Source organism: Solibacillus daqui (assembly GCF_028747805.1).
Taxonomy (GTDB): Bacteria; Bacillota; Bacilli; order Bacillales_A; family Planococcaceae; genus Solibacillus; species Solibacillus daqui.
In genome coordinates, this window is sequence record NZ_CP114887.1 from 3,490,982 (window position 1) to 3,510,352 (window position 19,371).

Genomic DNA, 19,371 nt, shown 5'->3' on the forward strand with positions numbered 1-19,371 from the left:
CCTTATTTATTGACATGATCGAGCGCAATGGAATTATGAACAATTCTACGCAATCGCTGAATTTGACAAGTTCGTCCAAAATGAACACGATTCGTTAATAAGACAATCGCTAACTGCTGCTCATCAGAAACCCAAATGGATGTGCCCGTAAATCCTGTATGCCCAAAGCCATCTTGTAAATACTGCCCCGAAAATGAGGGTTGACTATATAATTGCCAGCCCAATCCCCTTTGTTCATCATGATTCTTTGAAAAACTTTGTTTACTTAACTGCTTTGTTTTCTCAGTAAAAATCGATGTTTTCCCTTTCATAAATGCCTGAGCAAATCGTATTAAATCTGGAGCAGTTGAAAACAAGCCTGCATGACCGCTTACTCCACCAAAGTGAAGGGCATTTTCATCATGCACCTCTCCCCATTGATAGTCTTGTAAATAATCACGATATTCTGTAGCTGCTACGCTTTCCTTTACAATGTTCTTTGGATTAAAAAGGGTCTGGGCCATTTTAAGGGGTTCAAAAATGTTAATATTTGCAAATCGATCTAATGATTCATTCGTAATTTTTTCGATAATAATTCCTAACAAAATATAATTTACATCACTATAAATAACCGCCGAATCAATCGGTTTCCTAGTAGAGATGCTCGCTATTCGTTCAACTACCTCTTTATAAGAAACAGGCTCTCTATAAAACTTAATCTCTGATTGAAAGCCACTTGTATGGGTCAATAAATGCCGAACCGTAACACCAGCATGAAAAAAGGCTAATTCAGGAAAATAATACGAAATCGCATCGTCTAAATCTAGTTGACCTGATTCAAGTAATTTGAAAATGGATGCTGCTGTGGCAACTACCTTCGTTAACGAGGCACAATCAAAAAGGGTGTCTTCCGTCATAGCAATTTGCTTTTCACTATGCGCCGTGCCGAAAGCCTTGCAATAGATCATTTCCTCACTATTCGCGATAGCTAAAACGGCTCCAGGGATGTAACGTACCTTTACTGCATTCTCTATAAATTCCTCAACTCGTGTATATGCCACCTTGTAGACCTCCTACTTAATTGCACCTTCTGTCATTCCTTTTACAATATGACGTTGGAATATCGTATAAAAAATAATGACCGGAATAACAGCAATACATAAACCTGCAAATAATACACCCCAAGCACTATCATATTGGGCGTCTACCTTTAATAAGTTCATAGCTACCCCTAACGTATTTTTGCTTTCCGTCTGTAATAAAATGAGGGCCATGAAAAATTCATTCCAATAGGATATGGCATTTAATATCGTAACCGTCATAATTCCTGATTTAATAAGTGGTGACACAATTTTAAATAAGATCCCATACGGACTCATGCCATCTACTATTGCTGCTTCTTCTAATTCTTTAGGCACATTTCCTATAAAGCCAATCAAAATGAAGATGGTAAATGGTACATGAGAGATTGCATAAACAAGAGATAACGCCCACAAATTATCTAACAAATTAAATTTCATTAATAAAAAGAATAATGGAATCCATCCTAAAACGGCTGGAATCATCATCGACGCTAGATAAACATTGATGAGTACCTCGCCTAATTTTGAACGAATTCGCTCAAGTGCATATGCTGTAGGAATGGATAAAAATAATGTTAAAAGCGAGCCAAGTACTGTAACAAAAAAGCTATTTAAAAATGCGCGCCCGATATTATAATCATTCCACGCACTTTCAAAATTAGAAAAATTAAACGTTTGAGGCAATGCCCATGGAGATGTAAAAATTTCTGCATTGGATTTAAATGCGCCCATAAACATCCAAACTAACGGAAAAACAACAACAAATGCCCATAAAATTAAAGGGATACGCACTAATATTTGTGAAATTATTTTCATAGCAATCCCTCCATTAATATTCGACTTTTTCTTTTTTCAAAATAAATTGCGAAATTAATACCGTAATAAGTGATACAACTAGAATAAGTACTCCTATTGCGGCTCCATACCCAAACTGAAAATCTTCAAAAGCACGCTGGTATAAATACGAACCCATTACTTCTGACGAGCTCCCTGGTCCTCCACCTGTCATTACTTGAACAAGCACAAATGAACCATTTAATGAAGTAATGATAATGTAAAGAATTGACGTCTTAATTTGTGGCCAAATAAGGGGAACCGTAATATGCCAAAATTGTTGCCACTCCGATGCCCCGTCAATTTCCGCTGCTTCATATAAGCTTTTAGGAACACTTGAAATACCGCCCATCAGTAAAAGCATAAATAAGCCAATCCCTGCCCAAATAGCAGGAATTGCAATACTCGGTAAAACCCATGTTTTATCACCAAGCCAAGGACGTACCCATTCAGTTAGACCAACTTGATTTAAGAAACTGTTTACAATACCAATATTCGGATCATATATAAATTGCCAAAGAATACCGATTACAACGACAGACATAATATTCGGAAAGAAAAACACAATTCTGTAAAACGGTGCTTCTTTAATTCGCAATTGTGTTAATGCCACTGCAAAAAATAATGACAGCATCATAATCCCTAGCACTTTTACAAATACAAAGAAAAAATCATTAAAGATTGCTTTTTTAATAATCGAATCATTCCATAAGCGTATATAGTTCTCTAATCCGATAAAGGTTTTATTAGCACTTGTACCTGACCATTCAAAAAACGAATAATATAACCCACCTAGCATCGGATAAACTGTAAAAATTAAAAAGAGAATAAATGTTGGTAATAAACAAAAGGCTAAAAATAAATATTTTTGCTTTGCAGAAAAGGCCACCATGTGTTCCCCCTTCCATTTCTTGAAAAAATAAGGGCTGTCCAGAAAGTAATACTTTCTAGCAACCCTATTCCATTGTTATAACTGAAATTGTCTACTTATTTAGCACTTTATTTTCTTAGTTCCTCCGCTTTTTTCGTTAATTTTTCTACGAATTGCTCTGCAGTAATTTCGCCAAGTAAGATATCTGTAATTTGTAATTTAATTTCGTTTGTAATTTCTACAGCAATTTTTTGTTCTTCGGCATTTGGTGTTTGGCGTTTGAAAATTTGAACAGAACCAGGATTGTTGATCATATCATTAACACCTTTTAAGAAATCTGGTACATTTGAGCTTGCTGATAAATCAACGTTTTTCATGTTCATAATTGCACCTGTAGATTCAGCAAATGCTTGTGCATATTGCTCAGTGAATACAAACTCTAAAAATGCTTTTGCCGCTTCTGGATTTTTCGCTTTTTCAGCAATGGCAATCGTACGAATATCTGGTACAAGTGCTAGCGGCTCGCCTGGATCATTCATCGGTGTAGGTGTAAAGCCAAATTCAAAATCTGCTGGAGTGTCTTTTTTCATTTCGTTTGGTAACCAGAATCCAACAGGAATATAAGCATTTTTATGCATTAAGAAATTCATTTGTGATTGTGTATGATTGTACGCAGCAAAACCTGAATCAAGCACTTTTGCCTGCACAATTTTTTCAACTTTTTTCAACACTTCAAGTGTTTCTGGTTTTTTCCAAGCCTCAACTACACCATTATTTAAATCATTTAATAATTCATTTCCGCCTGCTGCTGCAAACGCTGGGTTTAGCACCCCTCGTTGGAAGTATTGTGTATACTGGCCTGTTGTTACAAGAGGAGTAATATTTTCATCTGCTTTAATTTTTTCCATTGAACTTAACCAGCTATCAAAGTCAGTTGGTACTTCCCAACCTTTATCTTTAAACCAATTATTGTCATACCAAATTCCCCATGTATCAAACACTAATGGTAAGCTATAAATTTTTCCGCCATCTAATTCTTCAGCCGGTACGATAAAGCTATCTAATAGAGGACTATCCTCAAATTTCCAATCTTTCACGATGGAGCTAATGTCCATTAATTGCCCTTCTACAATCATTTGCGTTTCATCTGCACCATTACCATCAATATAAACAACATCTGGTGGCGTATTTGAAATCCAACGTGTGTTCATTTCCGTATTAATATTCGGACCTGCATGTTCAATAATTTCAAGGTTAGGATGTTGTTTTTGGAAATCACCAATTACACGTTTCCACCATTCATCCCCATAACCACCTACGAAATATTGAATTTCAAATTTTCCAGTTAGTCCATCTTCTGTATTTTCAGAAGCATCAGTCTCCGTCTCCGTTTCCGTATCTGTTTGTTCGTTATCTGTAGTTGTGTTACCATCTGTTGCACTATCTCCTGAACAAGCGACTAATAGCACCATCAAGCTCATTAAAGCGATTAAAAACCAAATCCGTTTCATCTTTACTTTAAGAATAATGTGAAACACCCCTTAGCTTTATTTATGTTAACTATATGAATATAGTTACCACCAATATTAATGGGCAAAAACTTATAGTTATTCCTAATATTATTTTGTAACTGCCGTTTATGAATTGCATCTATTGAATAAACTGTATGTTATAGGCTAATTTAGCGTTACACCTAAAATTTCAATTACAACTGAAATATTCAGAGTGAAACAACAAAAGTTTAAGAAACAAAAGTTCTTCCCGTTTCAGACTATTCGAAATCCAACTCCAAAATACCCTTTGCACCGATTTGCAAACCGTTTATTCACTGAAATGATTTTATCAATTACGCCGCTGCGTAATTGCGTCCAGATTTTTTCAAGCTCGGGGCCACAGGACGTGGGTCAGTCAGCCGTTGTCACACGATGTGACGTCTTTAGGCTGACTTCCTCTTTAAAACTCCCCTAAAAATCTGTGACATCCGCCGGGGCTTGGGCTGGCCAACACGATGTTGGTCACTCAGGTGTTGCCGCACGATGCGGCGTCCTTAACCTGAGTTCCTCCATTCAGCTGGAATTTCAACCCCCACTTAATAGAAGTAGGGGACTTTTTGTACCTGTCGCTTCACTTCCGGTACAAAAAGGATTTGCTGAATCAAGTTAAATATTTATTTTCTTGTTTTATATCTCTTGGTATAATACAAAATGATTCTTTTATTGGTGGTGATCAAAATTTGCAATACGCATTCGTTAGCGACTTACATTCGCATTATAAAAACACAAAAAAAGTGTTAAATCACATTGAACAAATTGCGCCGCAAGCTGAAATTATCGGCTTAGGAGATTTATTTGAGTGTACAATCGGTAAGAAAAAAGCAAAAACCATTCGTAATGCTAAACTTAAGGATGCAGCCATTATTGAAGAAAAATTTATGAACCTATTAACATTTCCCTCTATTATCGGAAATCAAGAAGAACGAATCGCACTCGTAACAGGTGATCATCGTTTTTTACAATACGAAGAAGTCCGTGAAATTGAACACGCTACATTAATTCATGGTCATCAAATTGAATGGGATGAAACATATAAACCAACATTCCCACAAATTAAAACACCGCTATTATTTTTTGGTCATAGCCATGAAGCAGCTATTTATATTAATGGGCAACGTCAACCGGTGCCTTATAATATTCCACTTGCAATCGGACAAAAACCTTATCAAATCAATGTTGGCGCAGTAGTGGACAATAAGGAATGGTGTCTATATGACAGTGAATCCATGACTGTAACTTTTTTACAGGCACAATAAAGAAAAGCGAGTAGCTCAGTCAATTCAGACTAAGTTACTCGCTTTTACTGTTGTTATTATCAATTACGCCTCGGCGTAATTGTGTCCAGATTTTTTTCAAGCTCGGGGCCACAGGACGTGGGTCAGTCAGCCGTTGTCACACGATGTGACGTCTTTAGGCTGACTTCCTCTTTAAAACTCCTCTAAAAATCTGTGACATCCGCCGGGGCTTAACTTGATTCACCCTACTTATAGAAGTAGGGTGAATCAAGTTAAAAACTGTGCTTTTGAATCAATTAAAATTTCTTGTAATCGTTGAAGCTTCGTAATTACAACCGTTGATGTGTCAGTCAATTCTTCCAAATACTTTTCTGCTAAAGCTTTTTCGCCAGCTGTATGAGCTTTTACTGCCTTTTTTGCAATTTCATACACTTTTAAGAATGGCGTTTCTAACTCGCGATATTCCTTTTCATCACCCAGTAATTCACGGCCTTTACCGTAATACCACTGACCTAAGTTTGAGTCACGTGGAGAATCTAAATTTAAACTCGTCATTTCTTCAAAGCCTAGTAATAAGTTGTAGATTCTCCAGCGCCATAATAGGTGGTCAGTAATTGCTACCTCGATAATATCTTCTTGAGAAATAATGAAGTTTTTCGAGATTGTTTGTGAACGGTATTCATCAATCATTTTACTTAATGTATATATAGCCGAACCTGTTTCAAACGCGATTTCTTGACTACGAATTGTGCTTTCTGTCATGCTGCGGTTACGCTCAGCAATTTCAGAAGCGGATTCTGCTTGGTGACGAGTTGTCGAAGCAATTTCTTCAAAGCGTGCACCTTGTGTTTGTAATGTATCATTCAATTCAGATAATGTGTTCGTAATTTGAATCACATCCGATACACCTACGTGTAACTCTTCTGTTGAACGTCTTGTTAAATCATCGATGTTTTCAGTAATATGTAATAATGCTTTAATATCTGAATCAATCGATTGAACAGAGCGTTTAGTATCATCTGCTAATTTACGCACTTCTTCTGCTACTACTGCGAAACCTTTACCAGCCTCACCTGCACGTGCTGCCTCGATCGAAGCGTTTAATGCAAGTAAGTTTGTTTGGTCTGCGATACCTTGGATTAGCTCCATTACTTTTGATACACTATGTACTCGGTCTACTAGGTTCGCTACATTTTGGCGCACTGCTTGTTGACCTTCGTCTGTATTTTGTAAAATCGTCGATACTTGTTGTAATGATGTAAGGTCATTATTCAATTCTGTTAATGACGCTTGCGTATGTGTCGAAATATCCCCTACCGATGCAGCAATTTCCTCAATACTTGAATCAAGTTCAAGCATTAAATCACTCGCTAATTTAACATCATTATGTTGTACTTCTTGGAACTGAATAAGCTCTTTCATTTGATCAAGTTGTGTATTGTATTTAATGATTTCTCCAAGACCATTAACTACCGAGCCACCTTGAATTTCAATGTATGTTTCAACAATAATTTGCAAATCTAAAGTAACTAAACTATCGTATGCAAGTAATGTATCTAGTAATTTTTTATAATCGCGGCCACAATGTTTTGCAATTAAAGGAATAATTAATTGGTTGATTAATGTGTAGGCCGAAATCATCCAGTTTGGTAATACGCCAATCCGAGCATGTGTATACGCAATACGACGACGCTTAAACACATATTCAATGTTTAATTCATCTTGGAAAAGACTAGAAAAATGACGGTCAAAAGTTACTTTTAAACGCTCTACACTTGAATTCTCTACTATAATTTGTTTGAATTCCGGAATTGATAATAAACGCGTATAGAAATTATCTAAAATGTCATTACGATTTTCCGTATAAATTTGATTTAATAATGACACAGATTGACGACGAACCTTACTTAAGGCTAAAAAATCTAATTTTTCTTTAAAACGCTCATTTGTTTGAATATCTGACGCTGAGGCTTCACCGAAATACTCATAGTTATCAATTTTACTTTTCCCAAACATATCCTAATCTCCTTGCTACTATATCAATTACGCCTCGGCGTAATTGCGTTCAGATTTTTTCGTGCTTAGGGCCACAGAACGTGGGTCAGACAGCAGTTGTCACAGGATGTGATGCTTTAGGGCCCCCTGAATGAAGAACATACTTAGTATTAATCCCAACTTATAGAAGTGAAGGACTTGTGCTGAAACAATTTAAATTATCAGATGACCCTATATAGAATAATAACTAGATTAAAATGTACTATAAATTACTTTTATAATACTATATTCTAATATTTAAATATAGAATATAATCACATTTTTTCTATTTATTACAAATCAGGTAATTCAGAATCCATTCCAAATTTCTGACGGAAGCCACATTTTTTACATAAGTCCTCAACCGCCTCACGTCGAGAAAACCCGTCTACTAAATTTTGTGCGCGTTCACTACCAATTATGTCTCCAAATTTTTGTTCATGGACATTCCCTAAATTGATTACCCCTTCTCCATCCAAACAGCAAGGAACTACAGAGCCATCTACTAAAATCGCAGCATGTGTACGAAGCGCATGGCAAAAACCTTTACCTTCATCTGCTTTTTCCAGCAGGCTTGGCCAGCGGAATTCGTGATCTTGGTTTAAGTAAATATTTTTAGTGATTTTGACGCCCTTACCCATTTCAACTCGTTCTTGAATTTCATAATCTAATTCATATTCTTTTTCAAGAATATCTAACGTTTCGCGGTTGCGACGATTGGCGATTTCCGAAATGTTGTTGCGTTGTAAATTCCATAGACGATACGAGATAATTACATTATGTTCACGTACATCACGTACAAATTCTAAAATATCACCTAAATATTTTTCACGATTTTCTGAACCCTCATGTCCATCAAAGCTATGCAACGAAAAATTGATTTGGCGTAATGCAGGCTTTCCTAACAGCTTGTCACGGTTCTTTTTAATTAAAGTACCATTTGTTGTAATATTTACTTTGAATCCTTTTTCATGAGCGATGTCTAACAATTGCCCAATGCGCGGATGTAATAGCGGCTCTCCCTTTACATGTAAATAAATATATTTTGTATATCCACTAATTTCATCTAATATATTGGCAAATTGTTCGACCTTTATTAAGCCTTTTGCACGCTCTGTTGGCGGACAAAAGCTACATGCTAAATTGCAAACGCTCGTAATTTCAATATAAACTTTTTTAAATGTTTTCAACGTTCGTTCACCATTCCTTTTTAATAAACAATACTTTTCATTGTAACAAATATCAGATCGAAATAGGAAGCAACGACAATGGTTTTAACAATTTAAATAGCTGTTATTACATTACAACCTCACTATGAACATTTTTGAATACAAAATTTGGAACAAAGTGTATGCAGATCATATAATTCGTTCTGCTACACTACGGGGCATGCTTTCCTGGGGGCGTGGCTACAACTAACTATATGCATGCCACTACGGCGGCAAGCATATAGTGGATTTTCCGCGCACGCTTTATCCCCAAGGAGTCCGCCCCTTCACTTCGCGGCACTCTACTATAAAACTATAGTTGATTTTTATTACAAAGCTATTGCATTAAGTGCACTGAATTGAAATGAAATGAACTTTATTATAAAAAAAAGCCTACTCTCTGCTAAAAATGATTTTATATTTGTGGCATTCAAAATAGCTAACTTTTATTTATAAAGGAAACTTGTTTTACAAAGCTACATCTTTGAAACGGCGACATATTTTTTCATTACCGCCGCCTCGGGATAGCGCAAGCGGCAGATTGGACTCTTTTAACTAATTTTAGAGGCAACATTTTAGTTTAGCGGGCCTTGCATGCGGCATTAAAGACAGAAGCAGTCATGCTCCTGTCGCTGCGCTTTCGTCGCAGAAGTTAAAACCAACCAAGACGGCGGTTGGTTTTAGCTTTGCCGTAGCCCGCCAAAAATAAATAACACTGTACTTAATCTATTTATTGGAAGTAATTTTGCTCATTAAGAGTTTCAACTTTAGCATCCAAAAAAAACATGCTTTCAAACCTAAAAAAAATGCACGAAAAATTTTATTTTTCGTACACCTCATTTTTATCCACGATATCGAATTGATAAGCCTTTTAAAAACTTACGTGTGAAGTTATCGCCACATTCTTTATAGTTTCGGTGGCCTGGCTTACGCATAATCGCACCTAACTCACCTTTTGATACCGCGATTCCCCCATCATCTAAAACGTCTAACATTTCTTCAGTCGTTAGCTGACAAGCAACCTTTAATTTTTTTAATACCATATTGTTTACATGATCCGGTTTTTCTTGCACTGGCGCAGTTTGCCCTTCTTTTTTAGGCATTGGCCCACGTTTAAATGTAATCAGCCCGTTAAAAAATGCTTCAAGTTTTTTATCATTTATTTTAATTTGATCATAATCAGCCGGTACTTCTTCATCTTTCGCTAAAGACTTTATTAATATTTTTGGCATTTCTTCTGCTGCCACTGTTTCGCCGCCTAGCTTAAAAATTTCTACCATCTCTCTATTCTTTAAATCAAGTGCATATCGCACACGGATTAAAATATCGTTATTTTCCATTGTAGCCTCCATCAATGTTTTGCTAAAGGCTATTATAACAGAGGTTCACGCTTCAATGTTAGTTCGATTACTCGTTTTGCTTTTCATTATAGGTGATCTGTTTCTTTACTTTCATTAATAGCTTGTTCTACTGCCTCGTCATTTTGTGCATTACCAAGTGGACCTGTACTATCAGTATTTTGTAAATTTTCTCGTAAACGACGCCCATAATCCGCATCTGCCTCTTCTGCGTAACGAATCATCGTTTCTTGAATAACCGACGCACATTTTGCTAAATCAGTCGTTAAATTTAAAATAAGATCATCTTGCTCCCACTTTTCAAATTTACGATACGTTTCTCCTGCTTGCTTCGTGTCATTTGTTCGGTCTATTGGTGCTCGTACTAAATTCCCTTCTATATAAGGAGTATATTCTGTTCCAGATTGTCGAGCTTCCTTTAATCCACCTAATAATGATGGCTCGTAATTAATATGTGGATTTTCATGGTGGTCGACTTTTATTTGCATTTGTCCCCCACGCTGATTTGTTGCGACATGCTTTTTCGGCGAATTGATCGGTAACTGTAAATAATTCGCGCCTACTCGGTAACGTTGTGTATCAGAATAACTAAATGTACGCCCTTGCAGCATTTTGTCATCAGAAAAATCAAGTCCATCTACTAACACACCCGTGCCAAATGCCACTTGTTCTACCTCAGTAAAGTAATCATCAGGATTCTTGTTCAATGTCATTTTGCCAACTGCCAGCCATGGGAATTTTTCTTCTGGCCAAAGTTTCGTATCATCAAGTGGATCAAAATCAAGCTCTGGATGTTCACCATCCTCCATCATTTGGACAAACAGCTCCCATTCAGGATAATCGCCCTTTTCAATCGCATCAAATAAATCTTGCGTTGCATGGTTAAAGTTTTTCCCTTGAATATCCTGCGCCTGCTGCTGTGTTAAATTGCGAATCCCCTGCTTTGGCTCCCAATGGTATTTGATAAGCATTGCTTTTCCTTGTTCATTGACCCATTTATACGTGTTGACGCCTGAGCCTTGCATCATACGATAGTTTGCCGGAATTCCCCAAGGTGAATAAACGAGTGTTACCATATGAAAACTTTCAGGTGAGGCTGCACAAAAATCAAAAAAACGTTCGGCATCTTGACGATTTGTTACGGGATCTGGCTTAAAAGCATGAATCATATCTGGGAACTTCATTGCATCACGAATAAAGAAGATTTTTAAATTGTTGCCTACTAAATCCCAATTTCCATCCTCAGTATAAAATTTAACCGCAAAGCCACGTGGGTCACGTAATGTTTCAGGTGAATGTCCTCCATGAATCACCGTTGAAAAGCGGACGAATACTGGTGTTTTTTTACCTTTTGTTTGAAATAGCTTTGCTCTTGTGTACTTATCAATCGGCTCATTTCCAACCGTACCATATGCTTCAAAATAACCGTGAGCCCCAGCTCCCCTTGCATGAACAACACGCTCTGGTACCCGTTCGCGATCAAAATGACTAATCTTTTCAATAAAATCATAGTTTTCTAATGTTGCCGGACCACGTTTGCCAACAGAACGAATTTGCTGATTGTTTGTAACAGGATGTCCTTGGCGATTTGTTAATATATTTTCTTCCATTTTATCACTCCTTTTTAATAATCATGGTAAAAAATAGAAAAATTTACACATCCGGGGTCCATTATCATTGAATAAGTTTTCAGTTATTTCTGTATCTCGCCATTTTCTTTGTTACTCCTTATTATTGTATTTTTTTGATATAGGTAATTTCAGCTTTCTTCAACTCACATAACGATGTTAATTATTCCATTAGTATTTATCCATCGATTTTAAAACCAATTTTTACTTTTAAAATAAATAAAAATACTATTTAAAACATATATTTCACTTTAAGAACATTAAATAAAAAACGCGCCACTATCACTATATTAAACAATTGCAAAAAAATTTTTCTAAAAATTTGAAAAAATGTTTATTATTTTATTTGTTTTTGATATAGTTATATTGCGTTACAAGTTGTCAGAATATTACGCAAAATGGGAGGTTAACAAATGAAATTCAACAAATTTCTAACACTGATGATGGTACTTGTACTGTCGATCGTACTTGCTGCATGTAGTTCAGATGACAGTAAGGAAGAGGTTGACAAATCATCCGAAGGCACGACAGACACAGGTACCGAAAGTACTACAGAACCAGCTTCAGAACCAAAAGAAATTAACTTAGTATTTGGATCTGAGCCACCATCAATACACCCTGGTTTGGCAACAGATACGACTTCAAGTACTATGATTCAAAACATTTTCGAAGGGTTAATGACTATGGAAAACGGCGAAGCTAAAGAAGCTGCTGCTGAAAGCTATGAGATTTCTGATGACCTTTTAACATACACGTTCAAATTACGTGATGCTAAATGGACAAATGGTGACCCAGTTACTGCAGAAGATTTTGCTTATTCTTGGAAATGGGTTTTAGATCCAGCGAACGCATCTGAATACGCTTCAATTTTATACCCAATCAAAGGCGCTGAAGCATTTAACCTTGGTACAGGTTCAGGTGATGATTTAGGTATTAAAGTAGTTGATGAAAAAACAATCGAAGTTACTTTAGAAGTGCCAACACCGTACTTCCTAGAGTTAACAGCTTTCAAAACAATGTATCCATTCCATAAAGGTACACAAGAAGCTAATGCAAACTGGTTTGCTGAAGCAGATTCAATTGTTTCAAACGGACCATATACTTTAACTGAGTGGGTTCACAACGGTAACCTAGTATTAACTAAATCAGAAAGTTACTGGGATGCTGCAAATGTCAACATCGACACTGTAAACATTTCTATTGTAGAGTCTGAAAGCTCTCAAATGGCTATGTATGATGCAGATGAAATTGATTTCTTAGGTACAAACTTTGGTTCAATCTCTTTAGAGGCACTGGATCGCTTAAAAGCAGATGGTACTTTAAATGTGGAACCTTACTCTGGTATCTATAATTACAAATTTAACACAACTGACAAAGTTATGAGTAACGTCAACATTCGTAAAGCATTAGCTTTATCGATTGACCGTGCAGGCCTAATCAAAAACATTACTAAAGGTGAGCAAGAGCCAGCTTTAGGTATGGTTCCGAACGCTGTTGGAGGTTTCGGCGATGATTCTGGTTACTTCAAAGACGCTGATTATGAAGGCGCTAAAAAATTCTTAGAAGCTGGTTTAAAAGAGTTAGGTTTAGCTAGCCCAGCAGATTTAGAAATTACGGTTTCTTACAATACTTCTGAGGCACACGCTGCAATTGCTCAATTTATCCAACAAGGTTGGTCTTCACAATTAGGCATTAACGTAAAGCTTGATAACGCTGAATGGCAAGTGTATTTAGACAAATTATCAAACTTAGACTACCAAGTTGGGCGTTTAGGCTGGATTGCTGACTACAATGATGCCTATACATTCTTAGAAATGTATAACTCAGCTTCAAACGGTAACAACGATACAGGTTGGGAAAATGCTGATTACGCAGCATTATTAAAACAGTCTGTTATTGAAACAGATCCTGCAAAACGTACTGCAACATTATTAGAAGCAGAAGCTATCATGATGGATGAAATGCCAGTAGCTCCAATCTACTTCTACACAAACCTTTACATTAATAAAGACTTTGTAACAGGCATGGTTCCAGATGCTTTAGGTAACATTTCACTTAAAAACGTTGATATCAATAAATAATTCCAACGATTCATCAGTATTTTTTGTGTAGTTGTACACGAAAGGCTGCTCAAAAATCCTCGTGATTTGGAGCAGCCTTTCATAATATAACAGAATTTTCAAAAATTTAAAGGGGGTCTGTCAAATGCTTAACTACATTTTAAAGAGAATTCTTTACATCTTCGTTGCTCTTTTTGTTATTATTTCAGCTACATTCTTCTTAATGAAGTTGGCTCCAGGTAGTCCATTCGCTAGTGAACGTCAACTTCCGCCAGCAATTGAACAGCAACTAAACGAAAAATATGGCCTCGATAATCCATGGTACATTCAATATAAGGACTATTTAGTTTCGTCATTTACATTTGATTTCGGTGAATCGATGAAATATAAAGGTCGTTCTGTAAACGATATGATTTCTGAAGGATTCCCGGTGTCTTTAGTTTTAGGTATAGAGGCAATGATTTTAGCCATTGGTCTTGGGATATTGCTTGGAGTTATATCTGCGCTTTACCATAATAAGTTTCCTGACTATGTGTCGACTGTAATCGCCGTCTTAGGGATTTCAGTACCATCATTTATTTTAGCGGGCCTTTTACAATTATTCTTTTCTTTGAAACTCGGATGGTTCCCAGTAACTGGATGGAAAGGCTTTATCTACACAGTATTGCCTGCAACAGCTATTGCCCTAACACACGCCGGCTTCATTGCAAAACTAACACGATCAAGTATGTTAGAACAAAATAATAGTGAGTACGTTAAATTAGCACGTGCAAAAGGGATTGGAAAATGGTCAGTCGTCTTCAAACACTCACTACGCAATGCATTGTTGCCAGTTGTCACATATTTAGGACCCTTAACTGCTGGTGTTGTAACTGGTAGTTTCATTATCGAACAAATATTTGCGGTTCCTGGTATTGGACGCCACTTCGTTCAATCAATTACTAACCGGGATTATACTACCATAATGGGTGTAACCGTTTTCTACTCCATTATTTTATTGCTCGCTGTATTAATAGTAGATATTTTATATCAATTCATTGATCCACGAATTAAGTTAAAAGGAGCGAAAAAATCATGACATCAAATAATAATAACTTCGACCATATCGCTCCTGAACGTTTTAAAATAGTTGGAGCTCGTACAAATGAAGCGGATACATTGAACAAAAAGCAAATATCCTTTTGGCAAGAAGTTATGTACCGATTTTCACACAATAAATTAGCCCTTGTTGGATTAATCATTTTAGCGTTTGTTGCCATTATGGCGATTTTTGCACCGATGTTCTCTTCTTGGTCCTACGAAGAAAACACGGGACTTTACAATACCGCGCCATCTGCTGCCCATTGGTTCGGTACAGATGACCTTGCTCGCGATCTATTTGTTCGGGTATGGCAAGGGGCTCGTATATCTTTATTTATTGGACTTGCGGCTGCTGTAATCGATTTAATTATTGGGGTTCTTTGGGGGAGTATTTCTGGATTAATAGGTGGTCGTATCGATAATATTATGATGCGTATTGTAGACGTTTTAACAGCAATTCCATATATTTTAGTTGTAATTATTTTATTAGTAGTAATGGAAAAAGGCTTAGTTCCAATGATTATTGCACTTTCGATTACTGGTTGGGTTAACATGGCTCGTATTGTTCGTGCGGAAGTGCTTTCGATAAAAAATCGTGAATATGTATTGGCAGCTCAAACATTAGGTGCAAACACATGGCATTTAATTAAGCGCCACCTTATACCAAATGCAATGGGTGTGATTTTGGTAACAATGACTTTAACCATTCCAAGTGCGATTTTTACTGAATCATTTTTAAGCTATATCGGCTTAGGTGTTCAACAACCAATGTCAAGTTGGGGAACGATGGCTTCAGAAGGTAATAAGGCCATTCAATCAGCACCGTGGCGTCTAATATTCCCTGCCGTCTTCATATCGTTAACCATTTTTGCATTTAACGCGGTTGGAGACGGACTTCGGGACGCACTAGATCCAAAATTACGAAAATAGAAAAGGGTGTACGATATGAAAAAGAAACTTTTAGATGTTAATGACTTGCATGTCCATTTCAAAACGTACGCCGGCATTGTGCAAGCGGTACGTGGTGTAAATTTCGAATTATATGAAGGTGAAACACTAGCCATCGTTGGCGAATCTGGTTCTGGAAAAAGTGTTACAAGTAACGCACTGATGAAGCTAATTCCACAACCACCTGGAATTTACGCTGGCGGTGAAATTCTTTTTGGTGGCAAAGATTTAATTCGGCTTAGTGAAAAAGAAATGCTTGCTATTCGAGGAAATGAGATGGCGATGATTTTCCAAGACCCTATGACGGCATTAAATCCAACGATGCGAATTGGAAAGCAAATAACAGAGGTGCTCTTAAAGCATAAAAAAGTCACTTCAAAAGAAGCTGCAAAAAGACGCGCGATTGAACTGCTTGACCAGGTAGGGATTCCATTCCCTGAAAAACGGTACAAAGCCTATCCGCATGAACTATCTGGTGGGATGCGCCAACGTGTTGTTATTGCGGTTGCGCTTGCCGCAGATCCAAAGCTCTTAATTGCGGACGAGCCAACAACAGCACTTGACGTAACGATTCAAGCACAAATTTTAGAGTTAATGAAAGAGATTCAAAAATCGTCCAATACATCAATTATTTTCATTACCCATGATCTTGGTGTAGTTGCTAACGTAGCGGACCGAGTAGCTGTTATGTATGCTGGACAAATTGTTGAATATGGTACTGTTGAAGATATTTTCTATGACCCGAAACATCCCTACACTTGGGGATTACTCGGTTCTATGCCGGACTTGAATAATTCATCTGACGAGCTCTTACGTGCGATTCCTGGCTCTCCACCAAACTTAATCAATCCGCCTATTGGCTGTGCATTTGCACCACGAAATGAGCTAGCCCTAGCGATTGATTTTGAAGAAGAGCCACCGATGTTCCAAGTTTCTGAAACGCACTTCGCAAAAACTTGGTTACAGCATCCAGATGCTCCGAAAATTCCACTTCCTGAAGTTGTTGCTCGCCGTATTGCATCATCAAGAGGAGGCCAAGCATAATGAGAAAAAAAATATTGGAAGTCAAAAATTTAAAGCAGCATTTCGGTCCGGTAAAAGAGCCGATTAAAGCAGTAGATGGCATTAGCTTTGAAGTATTTGAAGGCGAAACATTAGGGCTTGTAGGTGAATCTGGCTGTGGTAAATCCACGACTGGACGATCTATTATACGCCTTTATGATATTACAGATGGCGAGATATTGTTTAATGGTAAAAACGTAAATTCCTATTCTTCTCGTAAGGAATCCATGCAATTCAATCGTGAAATGCAGATGATTTTCCAAGATCCATATGCGTCATTAAATCCACGTATGACGGCTGGGGAAATTATTGCAGAAGGATTTGATATTCACGGACTATATAAAAATAAAAAGGAGCGGCAACAAAAAATTGGCGAACTCCTTGAATCAGTTGGGCTCAACCGTGAACACGCCAATCGCTATGCACATGAATTTTCAGGTGGTCAGCGTCAACGTATTGGCATTGCACGTGCACTAAGCTTAAATCCTAGCTTCATTATTGCAGATGAACCCATTTCCGCACTAGATGTATCGATTCAAGCGCAAGTTGTTAACTTATTAAAACAGCTTCAAAAAGAGCGTGGTTTGACGTATTTATTCATCGCCCACGACTTGTCGATGGTAAAATATATTTCTGACCGTATAGCTGTTATGTATCGAGGAAAAATTTTAGAGCTTGGCTTAGCTGATGAAATTTATAATAATCCGATTCATCCATATACAAAATCATTGCTATCAGCTGTGCCTCAGCCAAACCCTGAATACGAGCGTAAACGTGTCCGTATTCCATACAAGCATGAAGAAGCACCAACAAATGCAGAAGTACTAGAAGCACGTCCAGGTCACTTCGTCTTTGCAACAAAAGAACAACTCAGTAAATGGTTATAAAGTGAAACTTAGCTCGTTGGGGTTTCTTCATCCCCACCGAGCATTAACTTTCACCAATCGGGCTTTTACAGACAGTGGATAGTCCACTACTTGGCTGTCTCCTGACGCTTGCCAGTTTGAAGTGGGTATAATACTGTCCCTTAATACAAGATAAATGAATCTATTTTTTAAGTAGCACTATAAAAATGCAGTCAATTTGATATTCATCAAAGTTACTGCATTTTTGTTTTAATTTCTCAATGGCGTGCGTAATACCAGTAAAATATCCCCAGAATCCATAAAGTTTTGCTTTCATTAATATTTTTTAATTTAAAATTTTTATCGCATTAAAATGAGCACTTTTTGGACACACTAAGTATCAAGAATGATTCGAAGGTGGGGATTTAAATGCCAATCGTTGAAGTAAAATGTACAGTAGAAAATTGTTTTTACCATGAGCCCAGGAATATTTGTGGCGCGGAAAAAATTGAAATTCATGCAGATGTTAGAGGAAAACAGCATCAGCAAACTGAGTTTTCGACTGATTTTGATGCACATACAAAAAGTGTAGCCGCGCATTCAAAGGACACATGCTGTAAAACATTCATTTCGAAAAATGACAAAAGAACGAACGCATAATCTGCGTTCGTTTTTTTTTCATTGAGTTAGCGTGGTCCGTCACGGTCTAAGTGAATCATATTCGGAATCTGATTGAGTACAAAATCGTTACTGTCTATTTTTGCATTAGACTTTAAAGGTTCGAGTGGAATTTCATCAACCGTGTGCACTTCTCGTGCCTTTTCAATTAATGCCTCGGCATCATTATGAGAAAAGCCTAACGTCTCATGAATAATTTTCACTTTTTTTTGGTGTTCCATCAAGCACACCTCCTCTTCAGTAGCTTGTGCGAGAGCAGAACTTTTATGTAAATAAATCTAAAACCCATCCTTATATTCAAAATTTATAAAAAAACTACACACTTCTAATACAAATATCCATACTTTTTTAATTTCCTTACATATTCTGAACTAATCCTATACAAAGGAGTGATACACTATGGGTTCAGCAGGATATGGTTATGGTGGTAATAGTGGTTATGGTAATGGGTCAGGTTTCGTTTTAATTGTGGTACTGTTCATCCTATTAATTATCGTTGGTGCTTCTTTCTACAGTGGGGGCTATTAATACCACTTGGTAGATAAAGCTTTCTATGTATATTGAAAGCAACTTTATAATGAAATCTTCCCTTCACTCTTGAGCTTCTATAGAAGTGAAGGGATATTTCAATTTTTTTCAAAGCGTTATAAGCTATTTCAATTCTCACATAAATTAGTAATTATTTTTTTTAGTGCTGTCTTTTACTACATTTACGTCTAGTGGTTCTGCCGCAATTTCTTCTTTTGCCTTTGCCCTTGGTCCTTGGGCAAGTGCTGCCAACATTTCATTATAAGAAGGGCCAGATGAGGCATTTAATCGCTTAACTTCTTCAATATTTGTTCCTGCTTTTGTGTACTTTTTTCCTTCCATTTATACACCTCCCTTTCAATTAGCATGTACGGGAGTGGATCGATTA

General features: G+C 37.0%; 18 protein-coding genes. 8 read left to right on the forward strand and 10 right to left on the reverse strand.

From position 1 onward, the window contains the following. Positions 1–2: 2 nt before the first annotated feature. The 4 genes from O7776_RS17195 to O7776_RS17210 all read right to left on the reverse strand — a co-directional run bounded on the left by O7776_RS17195 (position 3) and on the right by O7776_RS17210 (position 4,277). The gene (locus O7776_RS17195) at positions 3–1,040 is read right to left on the reverse strand and encodes a serine hydrolase domain-containing protein (protein ID WP_274308157.1); all 1,038 of its coding nucleotides are present in this window, start codon (positions 1,038–1,040) and stop codon (positions 3–5) included. 12 nt (positions 1,041–1,052) lie between these two features. Then, a complete protein-coding gene (locus tag O7776_RS17200) occupies positions 1,053–1,877 on the reverse strand; it encodes a carbohydrate ABC transporter permease (protein WP_274308158.1) in 825 nt (274 codons plus the stop codon). Between the two features lie 13 nt (positions 1,878–1,890). Next, complete coding sequence (locus O7776_RS17205) at positions 1,891–2,784, reverse strand: carbohydrate ABC transporter permease (RefSeq protein WP_241370441.1); 894 nt, start codon at positions 2,782–2,784, stop codon at positions 1,891–1,893. A 110-nt stretch (positions 2,785–2,894) separates the two neighbouring features. Beyond that, the gene (locus O7776_RS17210; protein WP_274308159.1) at positions 2,895–4,277 is read right to left on the reverse strand and encodes an extracellular solute-binding protein; all 1,383 of its coding nucleotides are present in this window, start codon (positions 4,275–4,277) and stop codon (positions 2,895–2,897) included. 722 nt (positions 4,278–4,999) lie between these two features. Here O7776_RS17210 and O7776_RS17215 point away from each other — a divergent pair. After that, complete coding sequence (locus O7776_RS17215; RefSeq protein WP_274308160.1) at positions 5,000–5,575, forward strand: metallophosphoesterase family protein; 576 nt, start codon at positions 5,000–5,002, stop codon at positions 5,573–5,575. Between the two features lie 246 nt (positions 5,576–5,821). Here O7776_RS17215 and O7776_RS17220 read toward each other — a convergent pair whose 3' ends face one another. The 4 genes from O7776_RS17220 to O7776_RS17235 form a co-directional block, all read right to left on the reverse strand. After that, positions 5,822–7,570 carry a methyl-accepting chemotaxis protein gene (locus O7776_RS17220; RefSeq protein WP_274308161.1) on the reverse strand — a complete coding sequence of 583 codons (1,749 nt, stop codon included), beginning with the start codon at positions 7,568–7,570 and terminating at the stop codon, positions 5,822–5,824. A 311-nt stretch (positions 7,571–7,881) separates the two neighbouring features. Beyond that, entirely contained in the window at positions 7,882–8,778 is an 897-nt protein-coding gene (locus O7776_RS17225) for a radical SAM/SPASM domain-containing protein (protein ID WP_274308162.1), read from the reverse strand. An 860-nt stretch (positions 8,779–9,638) separates the two neighbouring features. Next, on the reverse strand, positions 9,639–10,136 hold the full coding sequence (locus O7776_RS17230) for a YehS family protein (protein WP_274308163.1): 498 nt from the start codon (positions 10,134–10,136) through the stop codon (positions 9,639–9,641). 86 nt (positions 10,137–10,222) lie between these two features. Continuing rightward, on the reverse strand, positions 10,223–11,764 hold the full coding sequence (locus O7776_RS17235) for a catalase (protein WP_274308164.1): 1,542 nt from the start codon (positions 11,762–11,764) through the stop codon (positions 10,223–10,225). Between the two features lie 431 nt (positions 11,765–12,195). On the opposite strand from O7776_RS17235, the gene O7776_RS17240 reads away from it, so the two are divergent. From O7776_RS17240 to O7776_RS17265, 6 genes are all read left to right on the forward strand, one after another. Then, positions 12,196–13,863, forward strand: a complete 1,668-nt coding sequence (locus O7776_RS17240) for a peptide ABC transporter substrate-binding protein (protein WP_274308165.1) — start codon at positions 12,196–12,198, stop codon at positions 13,861–13,863. 124 nt (positions 13,864–13,987) lie between these two features. Next, positions 13,988–14,920: an ABC transporter permease gene (locus tag O7776_RS17245; protein WP_274308166.1), complete on the forward strand. Its 933-nt coding sequence runs from the start codon at positions 13,988–13,990 to the stop codon at positions 14,918–14,920. Then, entirely contained in the window at positions 14,917–15,852 is a 936-nt protein-coding gene (locus O7776_RS17250) for an ABC transporter permease (RefSeq protein WP_274308167.1), read from the forward strand. The genes O7776_RS17245 and O7776_RS17250 overlap by 4 nt, the downstream gene beginning before the upstream one ends. Positions 15,853–15,867: 15 nt before the next feature. After that, positions 15,868–16,914, forward strand: coding sequence for an ABC transporter ATP-binding protein (locus O7776_RS17255; protein ID WP_274308168.1), 1,047 nt, complete (start codon positions 15,868–15,870; stop codon positions 16,912–16,914). Further along, positions 16,914–17,819: an ABC transporter ATP-binding protein gene (locus O7776_RS17260; RefSeq protein ID WP_274308169.1), complete on the forward strand. Its 906-nt coding sequence runs from the start codon at positions 16,914–16,916 to the stop codon at positions 17,817–17,819. The genes O7776_RS17255 and O7776_RS17260 overlap by 1 nt, the downstream gene beginning before the upstream one ends. Before the next feature lie 387 nt (positions 17,820–18,206). After that, positions 18,207–18,437, forward strand: a complete 231-nt coding sequence (locus O7776_RS17265) for a DUF1540 domain-containing protein (protein ID WP_274308170.1) — start codon at positions 18,207–18,209, stop codon at positions 18,435–18,437. Between the two features lie 26 nt (positions 18,438–18,463). Here O7776_RS17265 and O7776_RS17270 read toward each other — a convergent pair whose 3' ends face one another. Then, a complete protein-coding gene (locus O7776_RS17270; RefSeq protein WP_274308171.1) occupies positions 18,464–18,676 on the reverse strand; it encodes a hypothetical protein in 213 nt (70 codons plus the stop codon). Positions 18,677–18,854: 178 nt separating this feature from the next. Here O7776_RS17270 and O7776_RS17275 point away from each other — a divergent pair, with 178 nt between their 5' ends. Then, entirely contained in the window at positions 18,855–18,983 is a 129-nt protein-coding gene (locus tag O7776_RS17275) for a YjcZ family sporulation protein (protein ID WP_274308172.1), read from the forward strand. A gap of 144 nt (positions 18,984–19,127) precedes the next feature. On the opposite strand, the gene O7776_RS17280 is transcribed toward O7776_RS17275, so the two are convergent. Then, positions 19,128–19,325: a hypothetical protein gene (locus tag O7776_RS17280; RefSeq protein WP_274308173.1), complete on the reverse strand. Its 198-nt coding sequence runs from the start codon at positions 19,323–19,325 to the stop codon at positions 19,128–19,130. Positions 19,326–19,371: the final 46 nt, after the last annotated feature.